The sequence below is a fragment of the Pedobacter africanus genome, assembly GCF_900176535.1.
Lineage (GTDB): Bacteria > Bacteroidota > Bacteroidia > Sphingobacteriales > Sphingobacteriaceae > Pedobacter > Pedobacter africanus.
On the sequence record NZ_FWXT01000005.1, the window covers coordinates 76,993 to 100,317 of the forward strand.

At 41.9% G+C, this 23,325-nt stretch carries 19 protein-coding genes; 10 read left to right on the plus strand and 9 right to left on the minus strand.

Translation table 11 applies throughout. The annotated features are described in order from the left end of the window. Positions 1 to 27: 27 nt before the first annotated feature. From B9A91_RS22365 to B9A91_RS22375, 3 genes are all read right to left on the minus strand, one after another. Positions 28 to 2,247 carry a TonB-dependent receptor gene (locus B9A91_RS22365; RefSeq protein ID WP_084241302.1) on the minus strand — a complete coding sequence of 740 codons (2,220 nt, stop codon included), beginning with the start codon at positions 2,245 to 2,247 and terminating at the stop codon, positions 28 to 30. A gap of 50 nt (positions 2,248 to 2,297) precedes the next feature. Continuing rightward, complete coding sequence (locus B9A91_RS22370) at positions 2,298 to 2,675, minus strand: hypothetical protein (protein ID WP_084241303.1); 378 nt, start codon at positions 2,673 to 2,675, stop codon at positions 2,298 to 2,300. Positions 2,676 to 2,743: 68 nt separating this feature from the next. After that, positions 2,744 to 4,702, minus strand: a complete 1,959-nt coding sequence (locus tag B9A91_RS22375; protein WP_084241304.1) for a KUP/HAK/KT family potassium transporter — start codon at positions 4,700 to 4,702, stop codon at positions 2,744 to 2,746. Positions 4,703 to 4,966: 264 nt separating this feature from the next. On the opposite strand from B9A91_RS22375, the gene B9A91_RS22380 reads away from it, so the two are divergent. The 4 genes from B9A91_RS22380 (at position 4,967) to bcp (ending at position 8,391) form a co-directional block, all read left to right on the plus strand. Then, a complete protein-coding gene (locus tag B9A91_RS22380) occupies positions 4,967 to 5,482 on the plus strand; it encodes a T9SS type A sorting domain-containing protein (protein ID WP_235012652.1) in 516 nt (171 codons plus the stop codon). A gap of 100 nt (positions 5,483 to 5,582) precedes the next feature. After that, positions 5,583 to 6,194: a fumarylacetoacetate hydrolase family protein gene (locus B9A91_RS22385; RefSeq protein WP_084241306.1), complete on the plus strand. Its 612-nt coding sequence runs from the start codon at positions 5,583 to 5,585 to the stop codon at positions 6,192 to 6,194. 6 nt (positions 6,195 to 6,200) lie between these two features. Continuing rightward, positions 6,201 to 7,925 (plus strand): M23 family metallopeptidase, encoded by a 1,725-nt coding sequence (locus tag B9A91_RS22390; RefSeq protein ID WP_084241307.1) that lies wholly within the window; start codon positions 6,201 to 6,203, stop codon positions 7,923 to 7,925. A gap of 4 nt (positions 7,926 to 7,929) precedes the next feature. After that, positions 7,930 to 8,391: a thioredoxin-dependent thiol peroxidase gene (gene bcp / locus B9A91_RS22395; protein ID WP_084241308.1), complete on the plus strand. Its 462-nt coding sequence runs from the start codon at positions 7,930 to 7,932 to the stop codon at positions 8,389 to 8,391. Positions 8,392 to 8,603: 212 nt separating this feature from the next. On the opposite strand, the gene B9A91_RS22400 is transcribed toward bcp, so the two are convergent. The 3 genes from B9A91_RS22400 to B9A91_RS22410 all read right to left on the minus strand — a co-directional run bounded on the left by B9A91_RS22400 (position 8,604) and on the right by B9A91_RS22410 (position 12,615). Next, positions 8,604 to 9,494 (minus strand): DUF4886 domain-containing protein, encoded by an 891-nt coding sequence (locus B9A91_RS22400; protein ID WP_235012655.1) that lies wholly within the window; start codon positions 9,492 to 9,494, stop codon positions 8,604 to 8,606. Between the two features lie 86 nt (positions 9,495 to 9,580). Then, entirely contained in the window at positions 9,581 to 10,981 is a 1,401-nt protein-coding gene (locus B9A91_RS22405; protein WP_159451766.1) for a response regulator, read from the minus strand. 347 nt (positions 10,982 to 11,328) lie between these two features. After that, positions 11,329 to 12,615 carry a sugar MFS transporter gene (locus tag B9A91_RS22410; RefSeq protein WP_084241310.1) on the minus strand — a complete coding sequence of 429 codons (1,287 nt, stop codon included), beginning with the start codon at positions 12,613 to 12,615 and terminating at the stop codon, positions 11,329 to 11,331. 228 nt (positions 12,616 to 12,843) lie between these two features. Between B9A91_RS22410 and B9A91_RS22415 the strand changes: the two genes are divergently transcribed. From B9A91_RS22415 to B9A91_RS22440, 6 genes are read left to right on the plus strand one after another with little or no spacing between them, the layout of a single operon-like run. After that, positions 12,844 to 13,710 carry a transketolase gene (locus B9A91_RS22415; RefSeq protein WP_262497631.1) on the plus strand — a complete coding sequence of 289 codons (867 nt, stop codon included), beginning with the start codon at positions 12,844 to 12,846 and terminating at the stop codon, positions 13,708 to 13,710. A 2-nt stretch (positions 13,711 to 13,712) separates the two neighbouring features. Further along, a complete protein-coding gene (locus B9A91_RS22420; RefSeq protein WP_084241312.1) occupies positions 13,713 to 14,672 on the plus strand; it encodes a transketolase family protein in 960 nt (319 codons plus the stop codon). Positions 14,673 to 14,689: 17 nt separating this feature from the next. After that, positions 14,690 to 15,250: an RNA polymerase sigma factor gene (locus B9A91_RS22425; protein ID WP_084241313.1), complete on the plus strand. Its 561-nt coding sequence runs from the start codon at positions 14,690 to 14,692 to the stop codon at positions 15,248 to 15,250. A 34-nt stretch (positions 15,251 to 15,284) separates the two neighbouring features. Beyond that, positions 15,285 to 15,779 (plus strand): hypothetical protein, encoded by a 495-nt coding sequence (locus B9A91_RS22430; protein ID WP_084241314.1) that lies wholly within the window; start codon positions 15,285 to 15,287, stop codon positions 15,777 to 15,779. Between the two features lie 10 nt (positions 15,780 to 15,789). After that, positions 15,790 to 16,248 (plus strand): hypothetical protein, encoded by a 459-nt coding sequence (locus B9A91_RS22435; RefSeq protein ID WP_084241315.1) that lies wholly within the window; start codon positions 15,790 to 15,792, stop codon positions 16,246 to 16,248. A gap of 16 nt (positions 16,249 to 16,264) precedes the next feature. Next, positions 16,265 to 17,455, plus strand: coding sequence for an aspartate aminotransferase family protein (locus tag B9A91_RS22440; RefSeq protein ID WP_084241316.1), 1,191 nt, complete (start codon positions 16,265 to 16,267; stop codon positions 17,453 to 17,455). Here the strand turns inward: B9A91_RS22440 and B9A91_RS22445 are convergent. The 3 genes from B9A91_RS22445 to dnaE all read right to left on the minus strand — a co-directional run bounded on the left by B9A91_RS22445 (position 17,452) and on the right by dnaE (position 23,320). Further along, a complete protein-coding gene (locus B9A91_RS22445; RefSeq protein ID WP_317043358.1) occupies positions 17,452 to 18,405 on the minus strand; it encodes a DUF58 domain-containing protein in 954 nt (317 codons plus the stop codon). The genes B9A91_RS22440 and B9A91_RS22445 overlap by 4 nt on opposite strands. A gap of 32 nt (positions 18,406 to 18,437) precedes the next feature. Next, a complete protein-coding gene (gene trxA, locus B9A91_RS22450; protein ID WP_084241317.1) occupies positions 18,438 to 18,755 on the minus strand; it encodes a thioredoxin in 318 nt (105 codons plus the stop codon). A 134-nt stretch (positions 18,756 to 18,889) separates the two neighbouring features. Further along, on the minus strand, positions 18,890 to 23,320 hold the full coding sequence (gene dnaE / locus B9A91_RS22455; protein WP_084241318.1) for a DNA polymerase III subunit alpha: 4,431 nt from the start codon (positions 23,318 to 23,320) through the stop codon (positions 18,890 to 18,892). Positions 23,321 to 23,325: the final 5 nt, after the last annotated feature.

Sequence of the window (23,325 nt, forward strand, 5' to 3'; positions counted from 1 at the left end):
TAATGCTGCGTAATTAAATTTTAGATCTTATGGATTTGCCTTCAGACTGAATGGAATTTTCAGGGAAAGGACGATGTTTTGACCGGCTTCGGGAAGTTCAATCAGCCTGTAAAAACTGGTATGGTTCAGGTATTTCACATTCAGCAGGTTCTGGGCTTGTAAGCTGACCTGCAAGGACCGCCCGTAAAGGCGTATTTTTGTTCCTGCCTGCACATTGACAACCTGATAACCAGGCGTTTTCTTTTCAGGCGGCACAATATTATTTTGTCCTGCAGTTAACCGATAGTCTACCGATAAATAGGTGTCTTTAAATCCTTCTTTAAGAAAGGGCGTATAGGTAAGGTTAATGAGTACCGATGCCGGGGGCGAAAATGGCAGTGTGTACCCTCTCTTATCACCAGAAAGTTGTCTGGCATACAAGTATTCACCAAGCAATTCTGCACTTAAACTATTCAATAAAGCATACTTTAACCCCACTTCTGTACCATAGCGCATCACCTTGCTTTGTGCATACTGAAATATCTGGTTGCCGGCCCCATAATAGTAATCATGGTTAGCGGTAGGGTTCAGGTAGATATAGTTAGGAAAATAGTTATAAAAGGGGCTGATTTGTACGGACCATTTGGCTTGCTTCCAACCAAATGTGACATCGGCCTGGTAGGATTGCTCGGCCGACAGAGAAGGATCGCCACGTTCGTAGCTAAAATAATGGTAATTTATCCCATTTGCGCTTAGTTCTTTAGCTATTGGCATCCTGAAGCTCTTACCGGCATTCGCTTTCAGGACAAACTTTTCAGTATTGTAATTAAGGCCCAGCGACCACACAAAGCTATTAAAGCTCCGGTTCATGTTATGGGCACGTACCAGGTTTTGTGCTATTGCTCCACTGCCATTTGGAATGTCAGAGCTAAACCAATCCGTATATTTAAACATGCGTAACCTGCCGTAATCGTACCTCGCTGCTCCATGCAAAAACACCTTCTTACCTAGCTTCCACTTATCATAAACAAACACACCTGCCGTAGTTTGTTTAAAGGAAGGAACAAGGAAAGTCCAGCCATCAATACCATTGTCCTGATGCTCACTGTTTAGCCCTGCCGTGATGAAATGTTTGCCGATGGAAATGTGATCGCGAAGGTTCGCGGTATATACTCGTTTGTCAAACTCCCTTTCCAGGTTCGGGGGGATAACCATATTTTCCGGATAAACAGGTGGCATATATCCATGGTTCACATACTGGTTAAATTCCTGCCGGAAGTTTCGCTGATAACCGAGTTCCATTTCCAGTTTGTGATTGGACAAGGTATACGCACTACGGTTAACCAGTTTTAAATGATTTACTTTCTGACTGGGCATAAGTATGTCCCTGCCTGATGCATCGTGCAGTTCCACATCAACCTTACGGGGCTCCAGCCCATGTGCATTGGCAAAAAATCCGCTCTTGTTAAAAGTATTGCTCAAGTAAAAAACAGAGCGGAATTTATTGCCGGCATAACCGGCATCCAGGTGGATATTGTTTTCTCTGCCGGCAGTATTTCTCAAATGGTAACGATACAGCTTTACCGCATAGTCGTACACATAAACCCGATCAACAGGAACCTTATAATCTCCATAATTCTGGTAGGTAAAACGTGAGCTGGCAAACCAGTTTGAAGTGCGTCTGTACAAATTTACTGAACTGCCATAAAGCTTGTTATTTGTTTTACCGATCAGATCTACCGAGCCGCCCAGGGAATTTGGAGCGGGTATCTGCGCTGGTTTTACTTCAATGGCACCGCCAATGGCGTCTGATCCATAAATAAAAGAAGCTGCCCCTTTGATCAATTCAACTTCTTCCGCAGCAAACTGATCAATTTCCAGTCCATGATCTGCCCCCCACTGCTGTCCTTCATGTTTTATACCTTTATCCAGCACCACCACGCGGTTAAAGCCCATTCCCCGGATTAAGGGCTTCGACTGCCCAGAGCCTATACCGATGGTCTTGATGCCTGGTAAACGTTCCAACGTCTTCATCAGGCTGCCGCCCAGGTTACGCTGGATAAACTCAGCATTTACTACCTCAATATTGAGCGATTCCTCCTGCTTTTTTAATTGCATACGGTCATCTTTAATTTTCACTTCAAGCAGCTGCCTTACCGGAAGCCGAACAGAATCAGTTCCAGCAGGCTGAACCTGCTGCTTAATTTTTTGTGCATAGGCGGCACTAGCCAGGCAAATGACCAGCACCGTGTATAAAATAAGTTTCATTCCCAGAAAATTTAGAAAATAGCATGGTATCCGCACTGCAGACAGTGCCCTTACAAAACGATGAGTTTAAAAGGAAGCCTGTGGGGTGGCCCTTTGTTTGTAAAACCCTGCAGGATAAATTTGTAAGTACCTGCATGCAGATACCCTAATACCCTGAGGGGTAATGGTAAAAGCAATGCCTGGAGGAAGGTGGTATCCGGGCAAAGTTCCTTTCCTTTTTTATGGATAAGGTAGTCGCAGATCTTGCATTTTTCAGCCTGAAAGCAATGCTGTTCTTCTTTTTGCTTTGTTCCGGAATGTTCACATTTTACCTGTTCAGGGTGCAAATGGAAACCCTGAACCAAAACAATCGAAAGCAGCAGGCATACCAAAAAAACAGCGCCTGTCTTGTTTAGTTTATCTACAACTTTGTTTCCTTGCCTCTTCACAGATGCATCAAAGTTGCATTAATTATTTTAAACTTTTCAGCTTTCTGTTATTTTTTTTAGAAATTAAATTAAACAGGCAATCTGTTCAGCTCAATGTCGTCAGGGGTAACAAATATCAGGGGCACCTTTTCGACATCCACATAGCTCGAATCCAGTCCGAAACTTCGTTCTTCTGAAAGGCTTAAACGTTTAAGGATAAAATAGTAATCCATAATGGTTCGCTCATAAAGACTCAGGTTAGAGAATTTAGACAAATGTTTTTCCAAAAGGACAAATCTAAAGTCACCGGCAATTTTATGCTTGTTCAGCGAGGTATACTGACTGGTAATGTCTACTTCTCCATTCTTTACCAGTTCCTCAATCACTTTTCTGTACAATAGATTTACCCTTTGCTCTACCCTGAAGCCCAATTTGAAATCGATACGGATCAGCTTACCTGGAATCAGGAACTCGACCTTATAGTCCCTTGTAAATGGTTCATCCACCACATCAACGTGTACCAGCCAGTAAATATCGGCTCGTTTAGGTTCTTTCTGTATAATAGAGTAAATGATCTTCGACTCTATTTCTGTTTTGAAATTGGCACTGGTCAGATATACCAATTGAGAAGAGTATTTTGGCACAGAAGTATCTTCACTCAATTCGTTAATGATCTGATAATAATCTTCTATTTCAACATATTTAACAAACCTGTTTTTGATCTTCCGGGCTACATACCAGCTCCACATTACCGTAAACAAAGCCGAGCCGATCAGAACCGTAACCCATCCCCCATGCAGAAATTTAGCCATGTTACCTACCAGGAATGTCATCTCCAAAGCCACATAAATAGCCAAAAATATTCCAATAACGTAAACTGGTACCTTTTTGCGCTTCATGTAAGCCGCAATCAGAATAGTGGTTGAAAGGAAGGTAAGGTTGATTGCCAAACCGTAAGCTCCCTCCATTGCACCCGAATTTTTAAAGATCAGGACAATAACGATACAACCAGCCCAAAGGATCCAGTTGATAGATGGAACGTAAATCTGCCCTTTTTGGTTACTTGGATAATTGATCCTTACTTTTGGCCATAAATTCAATCTTACCGCCTCAGAAATAAGCGTAAAGGAACCTGTGATCATAGCCTGACTGGCAATTACAGCAGCTACAGTTGCCAGCGCAACCATAAAAAGCAGGTAAGAAGCAGGCACAATTTCAAAGAAAGGATTCAGGCTGGGATCATAATTACCGTGATGTAAAATCCAGACCCCTTGTCCAAGGTAGTTCAGGATTAGCATCGCTTTTACAAATATCCAGCTGATCCTGATATTGGACCGCCCGCAATGCCCCATGTCTGAATATAAAGCTTCGGCCCCGGTAGTACATAAAAACACACCACCAAGAATAAGCAGTGCCTTGGGGTTATTTACCAGCAATTCAAAAGCATAATGTGGGCTCAATGCCTTAAATATACTGAAGTCCTGCACCACGAACAACAAACCCAGCAGGCCCAGCGCGCCAAACCACAGGAACATAATAGGCCCAAAAAGTTTACCAACCATATTGGTGCCAAATTGCTGAATCACAAACAGCCCTGTAATAATGGCAAGAACTATAGGTATTACGCTTACAGTAGGAAATTTCAATTGTAAACCTTCAATGGCAGAAGTTACGGTAATACTGGGGGTAATGATCCCATCGGCAAGTAAAGCACAGCCCCCCACTACTGCGGGGATAACCAGCCACTTTGCATTTTTTCGTACCAGTGAATAAAGTGAAAAGATACCACCCTCACCTTTGTTATCGGCCCTCAGTGTAATGGCAACATATTTTATGGTGGTTTGCAGGGTCAATGTCCAGATGATACAAGACAAAGCCCCAAGTACAATATCAGGTGTAATTACCTGCGGGTTCGGGGCCTTTACTACTGCATTAAAAATGGCTTTAAGGGTGTAGAGGGGAGAGGTACCAATATCGCCATATACTATTCCTAAACTTACCAGTAATCCGCCGGCGGAGAGCGTGTTAAAATTTTTATGACTTGACACTATTTAATAATATAATTTGATACTATTTAACAAAACCATTGTGTGTTTGTTCTTAAAAACATTACAGATTTAATATAAATCAGAGCGCAAAAGTACAGTAAATAAATATAATTCAATCCATTAATATTCAAGAAGAATTTTGATCACTTAAAAAACCGCAAGGGGTATTAAACGGTTAAACATGTTAAATATTGTTAAATCTGAAAATAGTAAGTAAAATCATTGACTTTTTAATTTTATTATTTATATTTTTGGCTACCAAACATGAAGATACAACGAAAAGTCACACGCCTCCTTAATATTTCCTGCATCATATGCATGAGTATTTTGTGCAGTGTGAGTGTTTTCGGCCAGAAAGTAGATAGTTCGGCTACAGGTATCAGGGCAAAAAAGATCAATAAAACCCCACAGATCAAAGCTAATATCCCTACCTACAAACCAAAATATAACTTCGGATATATTCAATACAACGACATTATCTCTAACAGCAAAAGCTTAAACAGCGCAAAACAGGAAAAAGTCCTTTCAGTGTTAAAAGTATACCCTAATCCTGTTGACGACCAGATTAACCTGATCCTAAAAATGGACAGGGAATCAAACCTTTCTGTTAAGATCATGGATTTACTCGGCAATGAAGTGGTTACACTTTCTAACGAGCGCATAGCAGCTGGCGAGCAAACCAAAAGCTACACCATACCCAACCGCTTAAATGCCGGAATATATTTCCTTAAAATAATGTCCGGTTCAGAAACTGTAGTTAAACGAATTTCAGTTTTGTAGGCAACTATCATTGTTCCCCACTTAATTCTTTAGTATTTTTGAACCATTAAGCTTATGATGGCTTAATCCTTGTTAGCTATTTCAAAAATACCAATCCCGCATGAAGATAATTGCCATTGGACGCAACTACGCCGAGCACGCCAAAGAACTAAATAACCCTGTTCCCGATCAACCGGTCATATTTTTAAAGCCAGATACTGCGTTGTTAAAAGACAACAAGCCTTTTTACATCCCGGAGTTTTCCTCAGACATCCATTACGAGCTTGAACTCGTCTTAAAAATCTGCAAAGAGGGCAAGCACATCTCCGAAAAATTTGCCCATAAGTATTACGAAGAACTTGGTCTGGGTATAGATTTCACCGCAAGAGACATTCAAACTGCCCATAAAACCAAAGGACTGCCATGGGAACTGGCAAAAGCATTTGATCATTCGGCTGCCGTCAGCGATTTCATTCCTAAAACACAATTTGAAGACATCTACAAACTCCAGTTTGAATTAAAAGTCAATAACAGCATCAGGCAAAAAGGCAATACCGCGAACCTGTTGTTCTCGTTCGAAAAAATCCTTGCTTTCGTGTCTCAGTATATCACCCTTAAAAAGGGCGATCTTATATTTACCGGCACACCGGCAGGCGTTGGAAAAGTCAACCAGGGCGACAAGCTGGAAGCCTGGCTGGAAGGACAACAATTATTGGATTTTGATATAAAATAAGGCTAAATGAACAGAATATGTATACTCCTGGCATTTCTTGCCCTGCAAACAATTGGCCTTCGGGCACAGCAACTGTTCAGCAATAACAAATACCCCCTTGTAGATTTTCGGCCACCCTTAGATATTGTTCCACCCGCCCTTGCAGGATCATTTGGCGAGCTCCGCGCCAATCATTTCCATTCAGGAATGGATTACCGCACCAACCAGCGCGAAGGCTACCCCGTGTATGCCATTGCTGATGGTTATATTTCACGGCTTCGTGTACAAAATAGTGGTTTTGGATTGGCTTTGTACATCAATCATCCAAATGGTTACACCTCTGTTTATGGTCATTTGCAGCGCTTTGGCCCTAAAATAGCGCAACAGGTAAAAGCTATCCAATACCAAAAAAAATCCTATGAAATAGATGAATTCCCCAATTCCCTGCAGATTCCTGTCCGCAAAGGTGATGTCATTGCCTATAGCGGAAATTCGGGCAGCTCTGGTGGTCCGCACCTGCATTTCGAGATCAGGGACACCAAAACAGAGGCGACTATCAATCCTCAGCTGTTCGGATTGGAAATCCCCGACAACATCCCTCCGGTTATCTATTCCATGTATGTTTATCGCCTCAACAAAAAACCATTCAACGAATTTACCCCAAAACAGTATTTCCAGGTTATTGGTGCCGCTGGAACTTACCACTTAAATAAAGTAAACACCATTAACCTTGGTGGTGAAGTCGGCTTTGGCATCATCACTACGGACAAACACAATGGGGCATCAGGCACAAATGGTGTTTATTCCATAGAACTTGAACTGGATGGCCGGTTGGTTTACGTATCTGCACTCGAAAAGTTTTCTTTCGACAACAGCAGGGCTATCAATTCGCATATCGACTATCCTACCTACCTCAATACCAAAAGAAGTATACAGAAAAGCTTTGTAGACCCCGGCAATCCCCTTAAAATTTATAGCAACCTGGTAAACAATGGAAGAATAGAATTTACAGACGGAGCTAAGCATCAGCTAAAATATACCGTTACAGATGGCAAAGGTAACAAGAGTACCCTTGCATTTAACGTACAGGCCGATGCCGGCGCAACAATTAACAGCCCTGATGCTCCTGCAGGTACACTGAACTATTCCTATGCCAATCAGAATGAGTTCAACAATGATGAAATAAAGGTCATTATACCCAAAGGAACCCTATATAATGACCTGAATTTCATTTATAAAAAATTACCAAAACCGGCGGTAAATGCTTACTCGGCAGTTCACCAGATTCACAACAACCTTACGCCACTGCACGCCGGCTTTGAGCTTTGGATAAAGGCCGACAGCAGTTTAAACAAATATAAAGACAAGGCACTCATTGTCAATACCGGCCGCTCGTCGCAGGGAGGTTATTTTGAAAATGGCTATGTGAAAGCTAAGCCACGTACTTTTGGCAGCTATTTTATTGCGGTAGACACCATTCCTCCTACAATTACACCGGTAAACATAGCCGAGGGCAAAAGTATGGCTGGCGTCAGTAAAATGTCTTTTAAGATACGGGATAACCTGTCTGGAATCAAAAGTTTTAACGGCTACATTGATGGAAGATGGATTTTAATGGAATTCGATACCAAATCGGCCTCTTTATGGCATACCTTTGATGACAAAACAACACCGGGCAAACATGCCCTTGAAATAATTGTTACTGATATGAAAGACAACAATAAAAATTACAGCATAACTTTTTATAAATAACATCATGAGTGAATTAAAAGAAGGGCAAAAAGCACCGGGCTTTAAAGTAAAAGACCAGTATGGGAATACGGTATCCCTTGACCAATTTGCCGGCAAGAAGGTTGTACTTTATTTCTACCCGAAAGATGACACACCCGGATGTACCGCTGAGGCCTGCGATTTCAGGGATAACTATCAGGGATTGACCGCCAAGGGCTACGTAGTTCTGGGCGTAAGTGTAGATGATGAAAAATCGCACAAAAAGTTTGCAGATAAACATAACCTGCCTTTCACTTTACTTGCAGATACCGACAAGAAAATAGTGGAGGCCTATGGTGTTTGGGGAGAAAAAAACATGTATGGCAAGAAGTACATGGGTACCAACCGGACAACTTTTGTAATTGACGAGAACGGCACCATTGCCCATATCATTACCAAAGTAGATACCAAAAATTCTACCGCACAGGTATTGGAGTTGGCAAAATAACCGTTGTTTGTAACGGCTTTCCTATCCAGCTGATAATCTTATAAATTTCTATCCCCCCTCTATCTCAGTTTAAACAAAGTTCCTGTTCAGTTGTAACTGAACAGGAACTGAAGTTAAGTTGAAATGAAACTGAAATAAAGCTTAAGTGATACACCCAACACAATAGATACGATTAAGCTACTCAGGCATAAACGGCAAATAGAAAGCTGTATTTAATTTTTGAACGCTACTTCTTTCAGAAATCCTGCAAATTCATCAGATACAGCGTCAGGCTTGAACTTGAGCTGCGTTGGATTTCTCTCAAACAGGTGGTTGTACCAAACCAAACCTGCCAGGTAGCAGCCTGCCTCATTTGCATGGTTGGGATCAAACTGCAACTTCTTGTCTTTTTCCCAGCGGTAACCAACATTTATGGAGTTTTTCTGTGAGGGCAAAGCTGGATATACCGGATTGGCATAATTAAATGAAGTATCTTTTTTAAATCCCCATTTGCCATCGGTAGCGACCTGAAAAAAAGCGTCGCCGGATGGTATAACGGGCAAATTACCTAGGTCCTTTGCCAGATGGTGATAGGCAGCTCTTGATTTTTGCCACATTTCCTTATTGTCTTTTGCCCGCTTCTCTCCATCTATCATCCCCCAGTTTACCGCATCTGCGCGGTAGGCCCATGTCTGATGGACATATATTCTGGCGTCGGGCTGGTAACTTTTAACCAGATCGTAGATATTTTTAGCGAAAGGCTGATAGCTTGCTTCATCGCCAGATAATAAAGAATATTGCTGCATGGTAACAATATCCCATTTTTGCGATGACAACAGCTGCCGCAAGGATTTACCTTTGTAAGCTTTGCCCCTGTTGGTGTCCAGGTTATTGACCAAAACGGAATCCCAATGGCGCTTTAAAGAGCACCCCCCCATTTCTGCTCTACCTAAAACAAGATGAATATGAGCCTCTTCTGCCATTTGAGGCAAATAGCGTGAGGCATTCTGTGAGAAACTATTGCCGATCATCAATACCCTCAAAGTCTTGCCAGCCTGCTGAGCATTAAGCTGCGAGCACATCACAAGAACAAATACGGCCACCAAATTTATTCTAATTAACATTTTCATTTTTGTCATTATAATTTTATACTGTTATACAGGCTAATATTACTCAATAAGATTGAAAAAACCTAGTTAGGGATAAGGCGTTAAGCCAGGGTTTCCTTTTTTGCTACCAACGTTTGTATCTTTTCGTACAATTCATTGGCATGAAAAGGCTTGGACATATAGTCGTTCATGCCAATAGCCAGGCATTTCTCCCTTTCACCTTTTATGGTGTGGGCAGTCATGGCAAGTATCGGAACTTCTTTTTTACCACGCTTCATATTCCGGATGTGAATGGTGGTTTCGTAACCATCCATTTCAGGCATCTGGAGATCCATCAGGATAATATCAAAATCTTCATTTTTGTATTTATGCAGTGCTATCTTGCCATTTTCTGCAACTGTAGTCTGGTATCCACGCTTCTGCAGCAGTTTAAGAACCAGCAGCTGATTAATGGCATTGTCTTCTACGATCAGTACGCTCACACCCTTTCCCGTCTCCGATTCTGAAACAATGCACAATTCATTATGAGCAGACCGCTCCCAATCTTTACCGGCATGATCTTTAAGGAACGATAGCCTGAAACAAAACTCAGAACCTTCATTAGGCGCGCTTACCAGCTGTATGGTTCCCTCTTGTAAGGCAATCAGATGTTTTACGATACTTAATCCAATTCCCGTCCCTCCAAATTTCCGTTTCATGTGATTGGTCCCCTGTTCAAAAGGGTTAAAGATCTTTTCATGCTTGTCTGCCGGTATACCAATACCTGTGTCTTTCACCTTAAATTCGATCACAATATGGTCATCATGATTGGATACGGCTTTTGCCGAGATAGATACTCCGCCACTTTCAGTAAATTTAATGGCGTTGGAGGTAAGGCTCAGCAAAATTTGAGTGAGCCTAACGGAATCGCCGTAAATGGAATCCGGTATATTAGGATGTATGGTATAGCTCAATCCGATTTGCTTTAGCCTGGCATTGGACTCCATGAGCATGCAGATGGACTGGATGGTATCTCTTAAATTAAAAGGAAGACAGACAAAACTGATCTCCCCGGTTTCTATATTCGCAAAATCAAGAATATCATTTAAAGTAACCAGCAGATGATCGCCTGATTTGATAATCATTTTAATTGATTCGAGTTGTTCCTTATTGGTTAAGGACTCCTGAAGATGCCTTGCAAAGCCAAGCACAGCATTCATTGGCGTACGGATTTCGTGGCTCATGTTAACCAGGAAATGCTGCTTTACCTTTTCGTAATGTGCTGCCCGCTCCTGTTCTTGTTTAAGGCTTAAACTGATGCGCTCTATTTCAGCAGTCTGCTGTTCCTGGACATTGACCAGTTCATTAAATGTCCACATCAGAATGGCCAGTTCATGGGTCGAACGGGTATCCATCCTTGTTTTGAGCAATCCAGCTTTAACCTGCCCTGCGCCGGTAACGATCTCCGAAATGGTACTTTTAATGCTCTTCCTTATAGATAGCGCAAGAACCAGACATAACATGCCCGTTACCAATGAAAAAAGGACAACGAGCAAAGATGGAATCTGGAAATAGAGTGTACAGATTTGCAATGCGACCAACAAAATTACAAAACCAATTGTGACATGTAACTTCCTTGATATGGACACATCATTCAACCTCCCTGATAAACCGGAAATGAACATAGACAAGCTCGTTAATAAAAATGTTAAAACTCCCTGTATTTTACACGATAGGTAAAAGTAACCTTTTACAGCAAAATACATGGTTTCACAAGCTGTTCATTTTGTTCAAGTGCAAAACAGCCCATAAAAGCAAAACCGGTACAATTCATGAAAATTATACCGGTCTGAAATAATTTAAGATATTTTTAGTGACTTTTGCCCACTTTGTGCCCCGCTGAAGCAAAGTAAACAATATACAGGTAGGCTGGTAACATGGCATACAAGAAAGCATGTTGGAAGTCGATGTGTAATTTATCTTTCATAAACCCATACACCAACGGCCATATTGCCCCCCCGGCAATACCCATGATCATAATTGCAGAACCTGTTTTGGTAAATTTACCCAAACCTTTAATGCCCAGTGGAAAAATAGCAGGCCACATTAAAGAGTTCGCCAGACCTAACAAAGCAACAAACCAGAAAGAAATTACGCCAGATGTAAACACAGAAAGCGCAGTAAACACAATACCCACCGAAGTACAGATTCTGAGCGCAGCTTGCTGACTGATAAATCTTGGGATAGTGATGATACCGATTAAATAACCTACAAGCATAAAGCCTAAAGTAAATGCGGTAGCGTTATCTCTGAATACATGCGGAACTGTTCCCAGTTCGCGGGCATAAGTTCCAATGATATCTCCAGCCATTACTTCAACTGCCACACAAAAGAAAATCGCAAGGGCACCTAAAAACAAATGCGGATAGCTGAAAATTGTTTTTTTAACATTAGCCGCTGAGTTTTCTGAAACTTCTTCTTCTTCCATATTTACTTCCGGAAGTTTAACAAACTTAAGCACTATTGCAAATAAGGCCAGCACAACTGCCAATGCAATGTATGGTGCATGAAGTTGTCTTAACAATTCATCTAAAATGGTTTGCTTCTCAGCTTCAGACGCTGCCTGCGCCAATCGCGCCTCGGCTGCATTTGCTCCTTTCAAAAGTAATGTACTCAATACAATTGGCGCCACCATACCGGCTGTTTTGTTACAGAACCCGGCAATTGATATGCGTTGTGCTGCACTGTCAATTGGCCCGATGATGCTTAAATAAGGATTTACTGCAGTCTGCAAAAGAGCCATACCCGAGCCCTGTACAAAAATTGCTGTTAAGAAAAGTCCATAACTGCTTTTTTCTGCAGCAGGGATGAACAACAAAGACCCTATGGCCAAAATCACCAAACTCCACACCAGACCATTGTGGAACCCTATTTTTTTAAGGATCCATGAACTTGGTATCGCCAGGAAAAAATAAGCAATATAAGAGGCGAAGGTTACTAAATATGCCTGTAGATCGGTTTCCAGATCGAATGCTTTTTTAGCAAATGGAATAAGGGAGCCGTTAGCCCAGGTTACAAAGCCTAGGATAAAAAACAGTGCACAACATATCACCATTGGGAATATCGCCGTTCTGCTTTGGGGTTGAGTTGAATTCATGGTTCGGGTTTAGTTTTAATTTTGTGTATTTTACTTTTTTAAGTATTTTAAAAACTTCTGGCTCTAAAAATATAAAATTTCATGGAATAACCGGCTTAATTAACTTTTTTTACGCAAACGTTTGAGTAAAAAAGGTGAATTAAAAACAATCAGCAATTTTTTCATGGAGCCAGCGAAGTTTAGGCCTAAATCACTTAGCCCCAAAGTATTTTTAATTACCTTTGCTGTATTAATCAACAACCCCAATTAATGAAACATACAATTAGTGAATTAGAAGATATCGCCGCTCAGGTAAGACGGGATATTGTGAGAATGGTACATGCCTGCCAGTCTGGTCACCCGGGCGGATCTTTGGGCTGTGCAGATTTTATGACTGCATTGTATTTTGAAATCATGAACCACTCTACTGATTTTAAAATGGATGGAAAAGGCGAAGATTTATTTTTCCTTTCGAACGGACACATCTCACCGGTTTTTTATAGCGTTTTGGCCAGGTCTGGTTATTTCGACATAGCCGAGCTTGCTACCTTCAGAAAACTGAATTCAAGGCTGCAAGGGCACCCTACTACACACGAGGGCCTGCCTGGTATAAGGGTTGCTTCTGGTTCATTGGGCCAAGGCTTGTCGGTAGCCATTGGCGCTGCACAAGCAAAAAAATTAAATAAAGATCATGCTCATGTATTTGTATTACTTGGAGATGGTGAATTACAGGAAGGCCAGAACTGGGAAGCCATTATGTATGCGCCTTTCAATAAAGTGGATAACCTCATTGCATCTGTTGATTATAACGGACAACAGATAGACGGGCCAACTGAAAAAGTATTGTCGCTAGAAAACCTTCAGGCTAAATTTGAAGCTTTTGGCTGGCATGTGATCAACTCCGACGGTAACGATATGGATGCTATTGTTAAGGCCCTGCATTATGCAAAATCGCTTTCCGGCAAAGGCAAACCCGTTCTGAATTTGATGAGCACGCAAATGGGCTATGGGGTTGATTTCATGATGGGATCGCACAAATGGCATGGTGTAGCCCCAAATGATGAGCAGCTTGCCGCAGCTTTAGCCCAATTGAGTAGCACCCTTAAAGATTACTAAGCATGAAAAAGTATACATACACAGAAAAAAAAGATACACGTTCTGGCTTTGGGGCCGGATTGCTTGAAGCAGGAAAAAGAAACCCCGAGGTGGTAGCGCTTTGTGCCGATCTGGTGGGCTCCTTAAAAATGGATGCCTTTATCAAGGAATTTCCTGAACGTTTTTTCCAGATCGGGATTGCAGAAGCCAATATGATAGGTATAGCAGCTGGTTTGACCATTGGAGGGAAAATCCCTTTTACCGGAACTTTTGCCAATTTTTCCACAGGAAGGGTTTACGACCAGATCCGTCAGTCTGTTGCTTATTCAGACAAAAATGTTAAAATCTGTGCTTCTCACGCGGGTTTAACCCTGGGTGAAGATGGAGCTACACACCAGATCCTGGAAGACATAGGCCTAATGAAAATGTTGCCTGGCATGACGGTAATCAATACCTGCGATTATAACCAGACCAAAGCCGCAACAATAGCGATTGCAGAACACCATGGACCTGTTTACCTACGTTTTGGACGTCCTGTAATCCCTGTCTTTACCGATCCTGACCAAAAATTTGAGATAGGTAAAGCTTGGATGGTAAACGAAGGTAAAGATGTAACCATTATCGCTACCGGACATATGGTATGGAAAGCTATTGAGGCAGGTGAACAGCTTGCCGAACTGGGTATTGATGCTGAAATCATCAACATCCACACCATTAAGCCACTGGATGAAGAGGCAGTACTGAAATCTGTTAAAAAAACCGGCTGTGTAGTTACCTGCGAAGAGCACAATAAATATGGCGGACTGGGAGAAAGTGTGGCACGCCTGCTTTCAACCGAATTCCCGGCTCCACAGGAATTTGTTGCGGTAAATGACAGCTTTGGTGAGAGCGGCACACCTGATCAGCTGATGACAAAATACGGCTTAGACACTGTAAATATTGTAGAGGCAGTTCAAAAAGTAATCAAAAGAGCTAAGCAGTAAAAAGCAGGTTATAACCCATGAAGCAGGTTGAAGATTCAGAGATATTGGAGAAATTCTCAGCGGCAAAAACCCGCGATGAAGGCTTTAACCTGCTTCTTGCCAAATACCAGCAAAAAATATACTGGCACGTCAGGCGACTTGTAATTGATCACGACGATGCTGACGACCTGGTTCAGGATACCTTTGTTAAGGTTTGGAAAAACCTCGATAAATTTCGCAGTGATGCCCAGCTTTACACCTGGATTTACCGTATTGCTACCAATGAATGTATTACTTTTCTGAATAAGAAGAAGCAGAGAAACAACACACCACTCGAGGAAGTATCTGCCGAATTGTCGGAGACACTTATAGCTTCTTCTCATTTTAATGGCGACAAGGTGCAGCTTAAACTTCAGCAAGCCATACTTACCCTGCCTGAAAAACAGCGTCTCATATTTAACATGAAGTATTATGACGACCTGAAATACGAGGAAATCTCGGAAATTACAGGCACCAGTGTTGGGGCACTAAAGGCATCATTTCATATAGCGGTAAAAAAAATTGAAGCTTTTATGCTAAATGAAAACATTAACTTTTAAACCTTTTGGCTTATAATGTATCAATATACTTGTGATGGAAGATAATTTAGAAAATAATGGGTTCAGTGTTCCGGAAAATTACTTCAATACGCTTAATGACGCTATTGATGCCAGGATCCGGGCTGAAAAAATAAGGATGCTGGCAGCAACTGAGGGTTACACCGTTCCTGAAGGCTATTTTGAAAAACTACAGCTTCAAATTCTGGATAAAACAGTAAAGGAGAAAAAACCGCAGGCTAAAGTGCTACGTCTATGGCGTTCAAGTCTTTTGAAATATGCTTCAGCGGCCTGTTTCCTCATAGTTAGCGCTGCAGGTCTTTACTTTTATCAGGACCAGCAAAGCAGCAAAAACATTGCTCACAATGATCTGGCCACAGAACTGCTGCTCTATGATATAGATGAACAGGTGATTATTGACCACATTGAAGACCATGGCCTGAAGGCCAGGGACCCAAAACATTCAAATGTGGAACTGGAAAACTATATACTTAATAATTATTCTCAGAATGACATTGCATCGGCATTTTAAATATACACTCATGAAACAACTTTTGGTTACGCTTTTGTTTATGTTTCCTGCGCTGGTTATGGCACAAAAGTATACCGAGCGGATGAATGATGAGATTGAAGCCTATAAAATTGGCTTTTTGACCCAGAAACTTGACCTCTCAGCGGATGAAGCGAAAATCTTCTGGCCGATATACAACAACTGGCAAAAGGAACAGACTGCGTTGCGCAAAGAGCGCATGCAGAAAATGATCAATTACAGAAAGATTGCTGAAATAGAAGAATTGTCGGATACCGAGATACAGAATTTAATTGAAAATAGCTTCAGTATCAAACAAAGAGAGCTTAACCTGGAACGTAAATATTATTATAGGCTCAAATCCAGTTTGCCAATTAAAATAGTAGGCAAATTTTACCGTGCGCAGGAGGCCTTTAAAAAAGAGATCCTGGTCAAGTACAGATTTAACAACGCCAGACCGCAGCCAAATTAATTTTGTATTTTTGGGCATGCTTACACAACGCCAGTTATTTCTGCAACACAACGCCCAGACAACCTTAGAACCTCTTCTTTTAGAATTTAACAAAGCCCAGGGCATGTATTTGTATGATGCCAAGGGTAAAAAATACATGGACCTGATTGCAGGTATTGGGGTAAGCAATGTGGGTCATTGCCACCCGTCAGTTGTACACGCGGTACAGGAACAGGCAGCCAGCTATATGCACATTATGGTATATGGAGAATTTGTGCAAAGCCCCCAGGTAAACTTTGCTAAAGCACTTTCAGATATTTTGCCCGAAAACTTAAACTGTACCTATTTTGTAAACTCCGGTGCCGAAGCGGTTGAAGGGGCAATGAAACTCGCGAAGCGTTATACTGGTCGTTCTGAAATCATTTCCTGCCATCATTCTTATCACGGCAGTACCCAGGGTGCACTTAGCCTGATGGGAAATGAAGAATTTAAACAAGCCTACAGACCCCTGCTGCCAGGTGTTAAGTTCATCGGTTACGATAGTCCCGAAGATCTTGATTTAATAACCAAACATACTGCTGCTGTGTTTGTGGAAACCATACAGGGAGAAGCAGGCGTAAGAGTAGCGAGTCAAGCCTGGTTCAAAGCTTTAAGAGAGAAATGTACGGAAACAGGAACCTTACTGGTACTCGACGAAATACAATGCGGTTTTGGGCGTACCGGAAAAATGTTTGGTTTTGAGCATTTTGATATAGTTCCTGATATATTGCTGCTCGCAAAGGGAATTGGGGGCGGAATGCCTATAGGTGCCTTCATTAGCGCTAAAGAAATTATGCTTTCGCTGGCTACAAACCCAATATTAGGGCATATTACTACATTTGGTGGGCACCCGGTTAGCTGTGCAGCCGGATTGGCCACATTGCAGGCCATTTTAAACGAGGATATAGTTTCCGGAGTTACTGCCAAAGGTGAATTGTTCAAGAAATTATTGGTACACCCGGCAATCAAAGCTGTTCGGGGAAAGGGCCTAATGATGGCGATAGCATTTGAGAGCTTTGAGCAAAACAAAAAAATAATTGATGCCTGTATTGCAGATGGGCTGATCAGCGATTGGTTTTTACATTGCAGTAATGCCATGCGTATAGCACCGCCGCTGATCATTACCGAGAAAGAAATTGAGTGGGCCTGCAACATCATTCTGAAAAATGCAGATAAAATAACTGTTTAATTCATCTTCTGCCGCTTGATCAGGTAGGCCTGCAATATAGGATGAAAACCCTCAGCAATATCTGCATCGATCATATCAATTTTATATTGTGTACATTTTAGTGCTATCGCCTGCCGGTATACCTGCATTCTTGAAAGGTAAGCATCTTTCACTTTCGAGGTATGTGTTTTTAAGACTGCACCTGTTTCCATGTCTACAAACTGATAAGGACGGTTTTCAAACCTGAAATCTACTTCCCGGGCTTTGTCAGTTACGTTAAAGAGGATGACTTCGTGCTTATTGAATTTGAGATGCTGAAGGGCAGCAAATAACCCATCAATGCGCTGCTCCTCATGCACAGTACTCAACATATCGCTAAAAACAACAACCATCGATCGCTTATGAATGAGCTCGGCTACCTGGTGCAGGGCCTGTTCCAGATTGGTTCTGATGTTCATTTGTTCGGCCTTCAGAATTTGTTCAAGTCTTGAAAACAAATATTTCTGATGTGCAGTAGTTGATTTGGCGGGTGTATTTAACAAAAGATGATCTGTAAAAAGACTCAGGCCAAATGCATCTCGTTGCCTTTTTAACAAAAAAATAAGCGAAGCCACCGCCTGTACAGCAAAGTTAAGTTTATTGTATTCCTTCAGTGGAAAATACATCGACGAGGATATGTCTACAACAAACTGGCAACGCAAATTAGTTTCTTCTTCGTAACGCTTACTAAAGAGTTTGTCTGTTTTTGCGTACAACTTCCAGTCTATATTCTTAACATTATCGCCAGTATTGTAGAGCCTGTGCTCAGCAAACTCAACAGAAAAACCATGAAAAGGGCTTTTATGCAATCCGGTAATGAACCCTTCGACTACCTGCCGGGCAAGTAGTTCAAGGTTGCCGTTAAAATGTAAGCTTTGTTCATCAAGGGGCGACTGCATAGTGTAAATATAAAAAAAGCGTCCATTAATCATGAACGCTTTTTATTCGTATTTACGATATTTTCTTACAATTGCTTGTCTAATTTCTGTGACAGTACAGATTTAGGAACTGCGCCCACTTGTTTATCTACAACTTCACCATTTTTAAAGTACAATAAAGCCGGGATGTTACGGATACCAAACTGAGTAGAAATTTGAGGGTTGTTATCAACATTAACTTTTCCTACAAGCGCCTTTCCTTCGTATTCTTTTGAGATTTCGTCTACTACCGGACCTACCATACGACATGGACCGCACCATTCTGCCCAAAAGTCAACCAAAACGGGTTTATCTGATTTTAATACAACTTCCTCGAAGTTAGCATCTGTGATTTCTAAAGCCATAATTATATTTTTTAAATGTTATTTCTCTTAATTAGCTTGCCCGAGTAAGATCTGGTTTATTTTATAAAACTCTTGCAGACTACAAATATATTATCAATTGTAATGCCATCAAGTCGGCTAGTGCCATTATGACATTAGTTCAACTTAGTCATTACATTTAATGCATTTAACTGCGCCAGGAAATCATTCGTAGGATTGATCCTGAGAGATTTTGAAGGCAGCTTAACCATTACATTCTGTTCCCTGTCGTATACATCAAAAAGCAATTGACAGTTTTGTTGTTCCGTACTCGCTTTATTGTTTTCCAGAATGGCTAATACCTTGTTCATAAAATCGTCGTTAACCTGCTCTATTGGCACTTGTATGGTTACGCTTTTTGCCAGTTTATCTCTTAATTCCGACAGCAGGTTGATGGAGGTGATCTTAAACTCCCAATCCCCTTCTTTTCTGAACCGCTCTCCAACCCGTCCTCTGATCTGGAGAAAATAGCCGTCAGTAAGAAATTGCTTAAATTTGATGAAATCATCACCAAATAAAGCCAGCTCACTGGTATCTTCGTAATCTTCAAAAACCATGGTACCGAAAGGCTTACCTGTTTTTGTCATTCGCTGGGCAGCAACCACTACAAGTCCGCCGATAACAAGTTCCCTATTTTTAATACTTTCAAATTCGGCCAGAACCTCTTCATTGGTATCGCCAGTCCTAACCTTATTCACAAGGGCAAGATGTTTTACCTTATGCTGGCAGAATTCTTTTAATTCCAATCTATAATTGTCGAGCGGGTGTCCGGATAGGAAAATCCCTATGGCATCCTTCTCATATTTCAATCTGTCAATCAGACTCCATTCCGGAGCCACGGGAAGTGCAGGTTCCAGAATCAGGTCCGCCACCGATCCGCCAAAAAGCGAGGACTGTGAAGAAGATTCATTGTTCTGAAAGTCGTTGGCATATTTGATCACTTTTTCTATGCCGTTCATCTTGTCATTAACCCCTACAAAAAAATATTGTGCACGATGATTGCCAAAAGCATCAAAAGCCCCGCTATATACAAAACTCTCATAGGCCTTTTTATTTACTGTCCTGGTATTGGATCTCCTGGCAAAATCGTAAAGATCTTTGTAAACGCCGTTCTCGTTCCGCTCATCTATGATACTTTCTACAGCCTTATCTCCCACCCCTTTGATACCTGATAAACCAAACCTGACTTCGCCCTGAACATTTACTGAAAATTTAATACCAGACTCATTTACATCAGGGCCCAATACCTGAACACCCATTTGCTTGCACTCTTCCATAAAAAAGGCTACCTGTTTGATATCGTTCATATTGTTAGACAATACTGCGGCCATATATTCTGCCGGATAATGGGCTTTCAAATAGGCTGTCTGATAGGCGATCCATGCATAACAGGTAGAGTGTGATTTGTTGAAAGCATAAGAAGCAAAAGCCTCCCAGTCTTTCCATATTTTCTCCAGCACTGTTGCATCGTGACCTTTCGCTGCCGCCTGTTTCACAAATTTAGGCTTCATCTTATCCAGCACGTCCTTTTGTTTTTTACCCATTGCCTTACGCAACACGTCGGCCTCGCCCTTGGTAAACCCAGCAAGCTTCTGCGACAGGAGCATCACCTGCTCCTGGTAAACGGTAATTCCGTAGGTCTCTTTTAAATACTCCTCACAGGCATCCAGATCGTACTTGATCTCTTCCTCACCATTTTTCCTGCGAACAAAACTTGGGATGTACTCCAGCGGTCCCGGACGGTATAAGGCGTTCATGGCAATCAAATCCCCAAATACAGTTGGCTTCAACTCTTTCATGTATTTTTGCATACCCGTACTCTCGTACTGGAAAATACCGATGGTTTCACCTCTCTGGAAAAGCTCATAAGTCTTTTCATCATCAATAGGGAAATTGTCCGGGTCAAGCACAATTCCATGCCTGGATTTCACCAGCTTAACTGTGTCCTTAATTAGGGTTAATGTTTTAAGCCCTAAAAAGTCCATTTTCAACAACCCGGCACTTTCTACCACCGAGTTGTCAAATTGCGTAACGTAGAGATCAGAATCTTTTGCTGTAGCTACCGGAACAAAATTGGTAATGTCGCTTGGCGTAATGATTACCCCACAGGCGTGAATCCCGGTATTCCTCAGAGACCCTTCCAGAACCTGCGCCTGCTCAATCGTTTTAGCTCCCAGATCTTTAGCTACAGCCAGATTTTTGAGTTCTACTACCTTTTCATATTCATCGGCACGAAGCGCCTCTTTAAGGCTTTTCTCATCAAGGTTAAAGATCTTGGCCAACTTCATGTTTGGAATGAGCTTAGCGATCTTTTCTGCCTCAAAAAGCGGCAGATCAAGCACCCTGGCCGTATCCTTTACAGATGACTTTGCAGCCATTGTACCATAAGTAATGATCTGGGCTACCTGGTTGGATCCATACTTCTTAATTACATAATCCATTACACGTCCCCGGCCTTCATCGTCAAAATCGATGTCAATATCGGGCATGGATACCCGGTCAGGATTCAGGAAACGCTCAAAAAGCAGATCATATTTAATCGGGTCTATATTGGTAATCCCAAGACAGTAGGCCACAGCCGAACCTGCAGCCGAACCCCTTCCAGGTCCAACCGAAACATCCAGGTTCCTGGCCTCGGCTATAAAATCCTGAACAATTAGAAAATACCCCGGATACCCGGTTTTCTCAATGGTCTGCAACTCAAAATCCAACCGCTCTTTAATATCATCCGTAATTTCGCCATACCGCTTTTTAGCACCCACATAAGTAAGATGGGCAAGGAATTTGTTCTCGCCCCGCTTACCACCGTCCTCTTCGTCCTCCTTCACCAGAAACTCTTCGGGAATGTCGAACTTAGGTAAAAGTACTTCCCTGGCAAGTTTATAGATTTCTATTTTATCGATTATTTGCTGGATGTTTACAATCGCCTCCGGCAAATCTGCAAAGAGGTTCTTCATTTCCTCCTGCGATTTGAAATAATACTCCTGGTTCGGCAGGCCAAAACGGAACCCACGTCCGCGACCTATAGGAGTGGCCTGTTTTTCACCGTCCTTTACGCACAATAAAATATCATGTGCATTGGCGTCTTTTTTATTGATGTAATAGGTGTTGTTGGTTGCAATAAGTTTTACATCATGTCTTTTTGCAAGGGTAACCAAAGAAGTATTCACAATGTCCTCATCTTCTTGGTTATGGCGCATGAGTTCAATGTAAAAATCAGTACCAAATTGTTCTTTCCACCAAATCAGGGCCTCTTCGGCCTGTTTTTCGCCCAGGTTTAGCAATTTACTGGAAATCTCTCCGTATAAGTTACCTGACAAAACGATAATATCTTCCTTATACTGTTCAACAATGGCCTTGTCTATCCTTGGGATATAATAAAATCCCTTGGTATAGGCAATAGACGACATTTTGGCCAGGTTGTGGTAACCATTTTTATTTTTTGCCAGAAATACCACCTGGTAACCGTTATCTTTTCTGCTTTTGTCTTCATGGTTCTCGCACACAAAAAACTCACAGCCTACTATTGGCTTAATGATCTGCTCTTCGGCAACTTCCCCTTTTTCAATGGCTTCAGCGTTTCTGGCCTCTACCCCTTTGTTATGATTCAGTACCTGGTTTACAAAGTGAAATGCCCCCATCATGTTCGCATGATCTGTCATTGCCACTGCCGGCATTTTATGGGCTGCCGTAGCTTTAATGAGTGCGGGAATATTGATAGTAGATTGCAGTACAGAAAATTGGGTATGGTTGTGTAAATGCGCAAAACTTGCAGCAGCCAGTTCACGTTTATTCTCCTCAAGTGTAGTTTTAGACACTTTAGGGGCTTCTGTTTGCTGCAAACGCCTTCTGATTTCATCTGAAGCAGCCTTCAGGTTGATGTGATTTAAACCAACGCGTTCAAATACCTGGGGTGTATTTTGTTTGAAGCGGTTAAGGTAATCCGGGCCCGCCTGCAGCTGTTCCGGACGGAAAGCATCTATTTTTATCAGCTGTAAAAAGCAACGGGTAGTCGCTTCAACATCAGCAGTTGCATTGTGTGCTTCGGCAAAAGGCTCGCCAAACAGGTATTGGTGCAGCTCAGTTAAAGTTGGGAGTTTAAACTTTCCTCCCCTTCCGCCTGGCAGCTTCAATAACTCAGCGGTAGTTTCAGTACAGGTATCCAAAACAGGCATCTGGGCCATTGGGCTTTCTACGCCCATCCGGAAAAACTCGCAGCCCATGATGTTCACATCAAAGCCAATGTTTTGTCCAACAATAAACTTTGCTTTGGACAATGCAATGTTAAATTTCTCTAAAACCTCTGCAAGTTCTATGCCCTGTTCTTCTGCAAGTTCAGTTGAAATACCGTGAATCCTTTCGGCATCGTATGGAATATTAAAACCATCTGGCTTCACCAGGTAGTCCTGGTTTTCAATCAGGTTACCCAGTTCATCATGTAATTGCCAGGCAATCTGGATACACCGTGGCCAATTGTCTGTATCAGTGATTGGTGCGTTCCAATTGCGGGGTAAACCTGTGGTTTCGGTATCGAATATTAAATACATAGCTG

Coding starts and splice junctions, on each gene's coding strand:
- B9A91_RS22385 (WP_084241306.1), top strand. CDS start 5,583: ATGAAGATAATTGCCATTGGACGCAACTACGCCGAGCACGCCAAAGAA.
- B9A91_RS22365 (WP_084241302.1), bottom strand. CDS start 2,247: ATGAAACTTATTTTATACACGGTGCTGGTCATTTGCCTGGCTAGTGCC.
- B9A91_RS22400 (WP_235012655.1), bottom strand. CDS start 9,494: ATGTTAATTAGAATAAATTTGGTGGCCGTATTTGTTCTTGTGATGTGC.
- B9A91_RS22430 (WP_084241314.1), top strand. CDS start 15,285: ATGGAAGATAATTTAGAAAATAATGGGTTCAGTGTTCCGGAAAATTAC.
- B9A91_RS22435 (WP_084241315.1), top strand. CDS start 15,790: ATGAAACAACTTTTGGTTACGCTTTTGTTTATGTTTCCTGCGCTGGTT.
- B9A91_RS22420 (WP_084241312.1), top strand. CDS start 13,713: ATGAAAAAGTATACATACACAGAAAAAAAAGATACACGTTCTGGCTTT.
- B9A91_RS22445 (WP_317043358.1), bottom strand. CDS start 18,405: ATGATTAATGGACGCTTTTTTTATATTTACACTATGCAGTCGCCCCTT.
- B9A91_RS22380 (WP_235012652.1), top strand. CDS start 4,967: ATGAAGATACAACGAAAAGTCACACGCCTCCTTAATATTTCCTGCATC.
- B9A91_RS22390 (WP_084241307.1), top strand. CDS start 6,201: ATGAACAGAATATGTATACTCCTGGCATTTCTTGCCCTGCAAACAATT.
- B9A91_RS22425 (WP_084241313.1), top strand. CDS start 14,690: ATGAAGCAGGTTGAAGATTCAGAGATATTGGAGAAATTCTCAGCGGCA.
- B9A91_RS22410 (WP_084241310.1), bottom strand. CDS start 12,615: ATGAATTCAACTCAACCCCAAAGCAGAACGGCGATATTCCCAATGGTG.
- B9A91_RS22440 (WP_084241316.1), top strand. CDS start 16,265: ATGCTTACACAACGCCAGTTATTTCTGCAACACAACGCCCAGACAACC.
- B9A91_RS22405 (WP_159451766.1), bottom strand. CDS start 10,981: ATGTTATGTCTGGTTCTTGCGCTATCTATAAGGAAGAGCATTAAAAGT.
- trxA (WP_084241317.1), bottom strand. CDS start 18,755: ATGGCTTTAGAAATCACAGATGCTAACTTCGAGGAAGTTGTATTAAAA.
- bcp (WP_084241308.1), top strand. CDS start 7,930: ATGAGTGAATTAAAAGAAGGGCAAAAAGCACCGGGCTTTAAAGTAAAA.
- dnaE (WP_084241318.1), bottom strand. CDS start 23,320: ATGTATTTAATATTCGATACCGAAACCACAGGTTTACCCCGCAATTGG.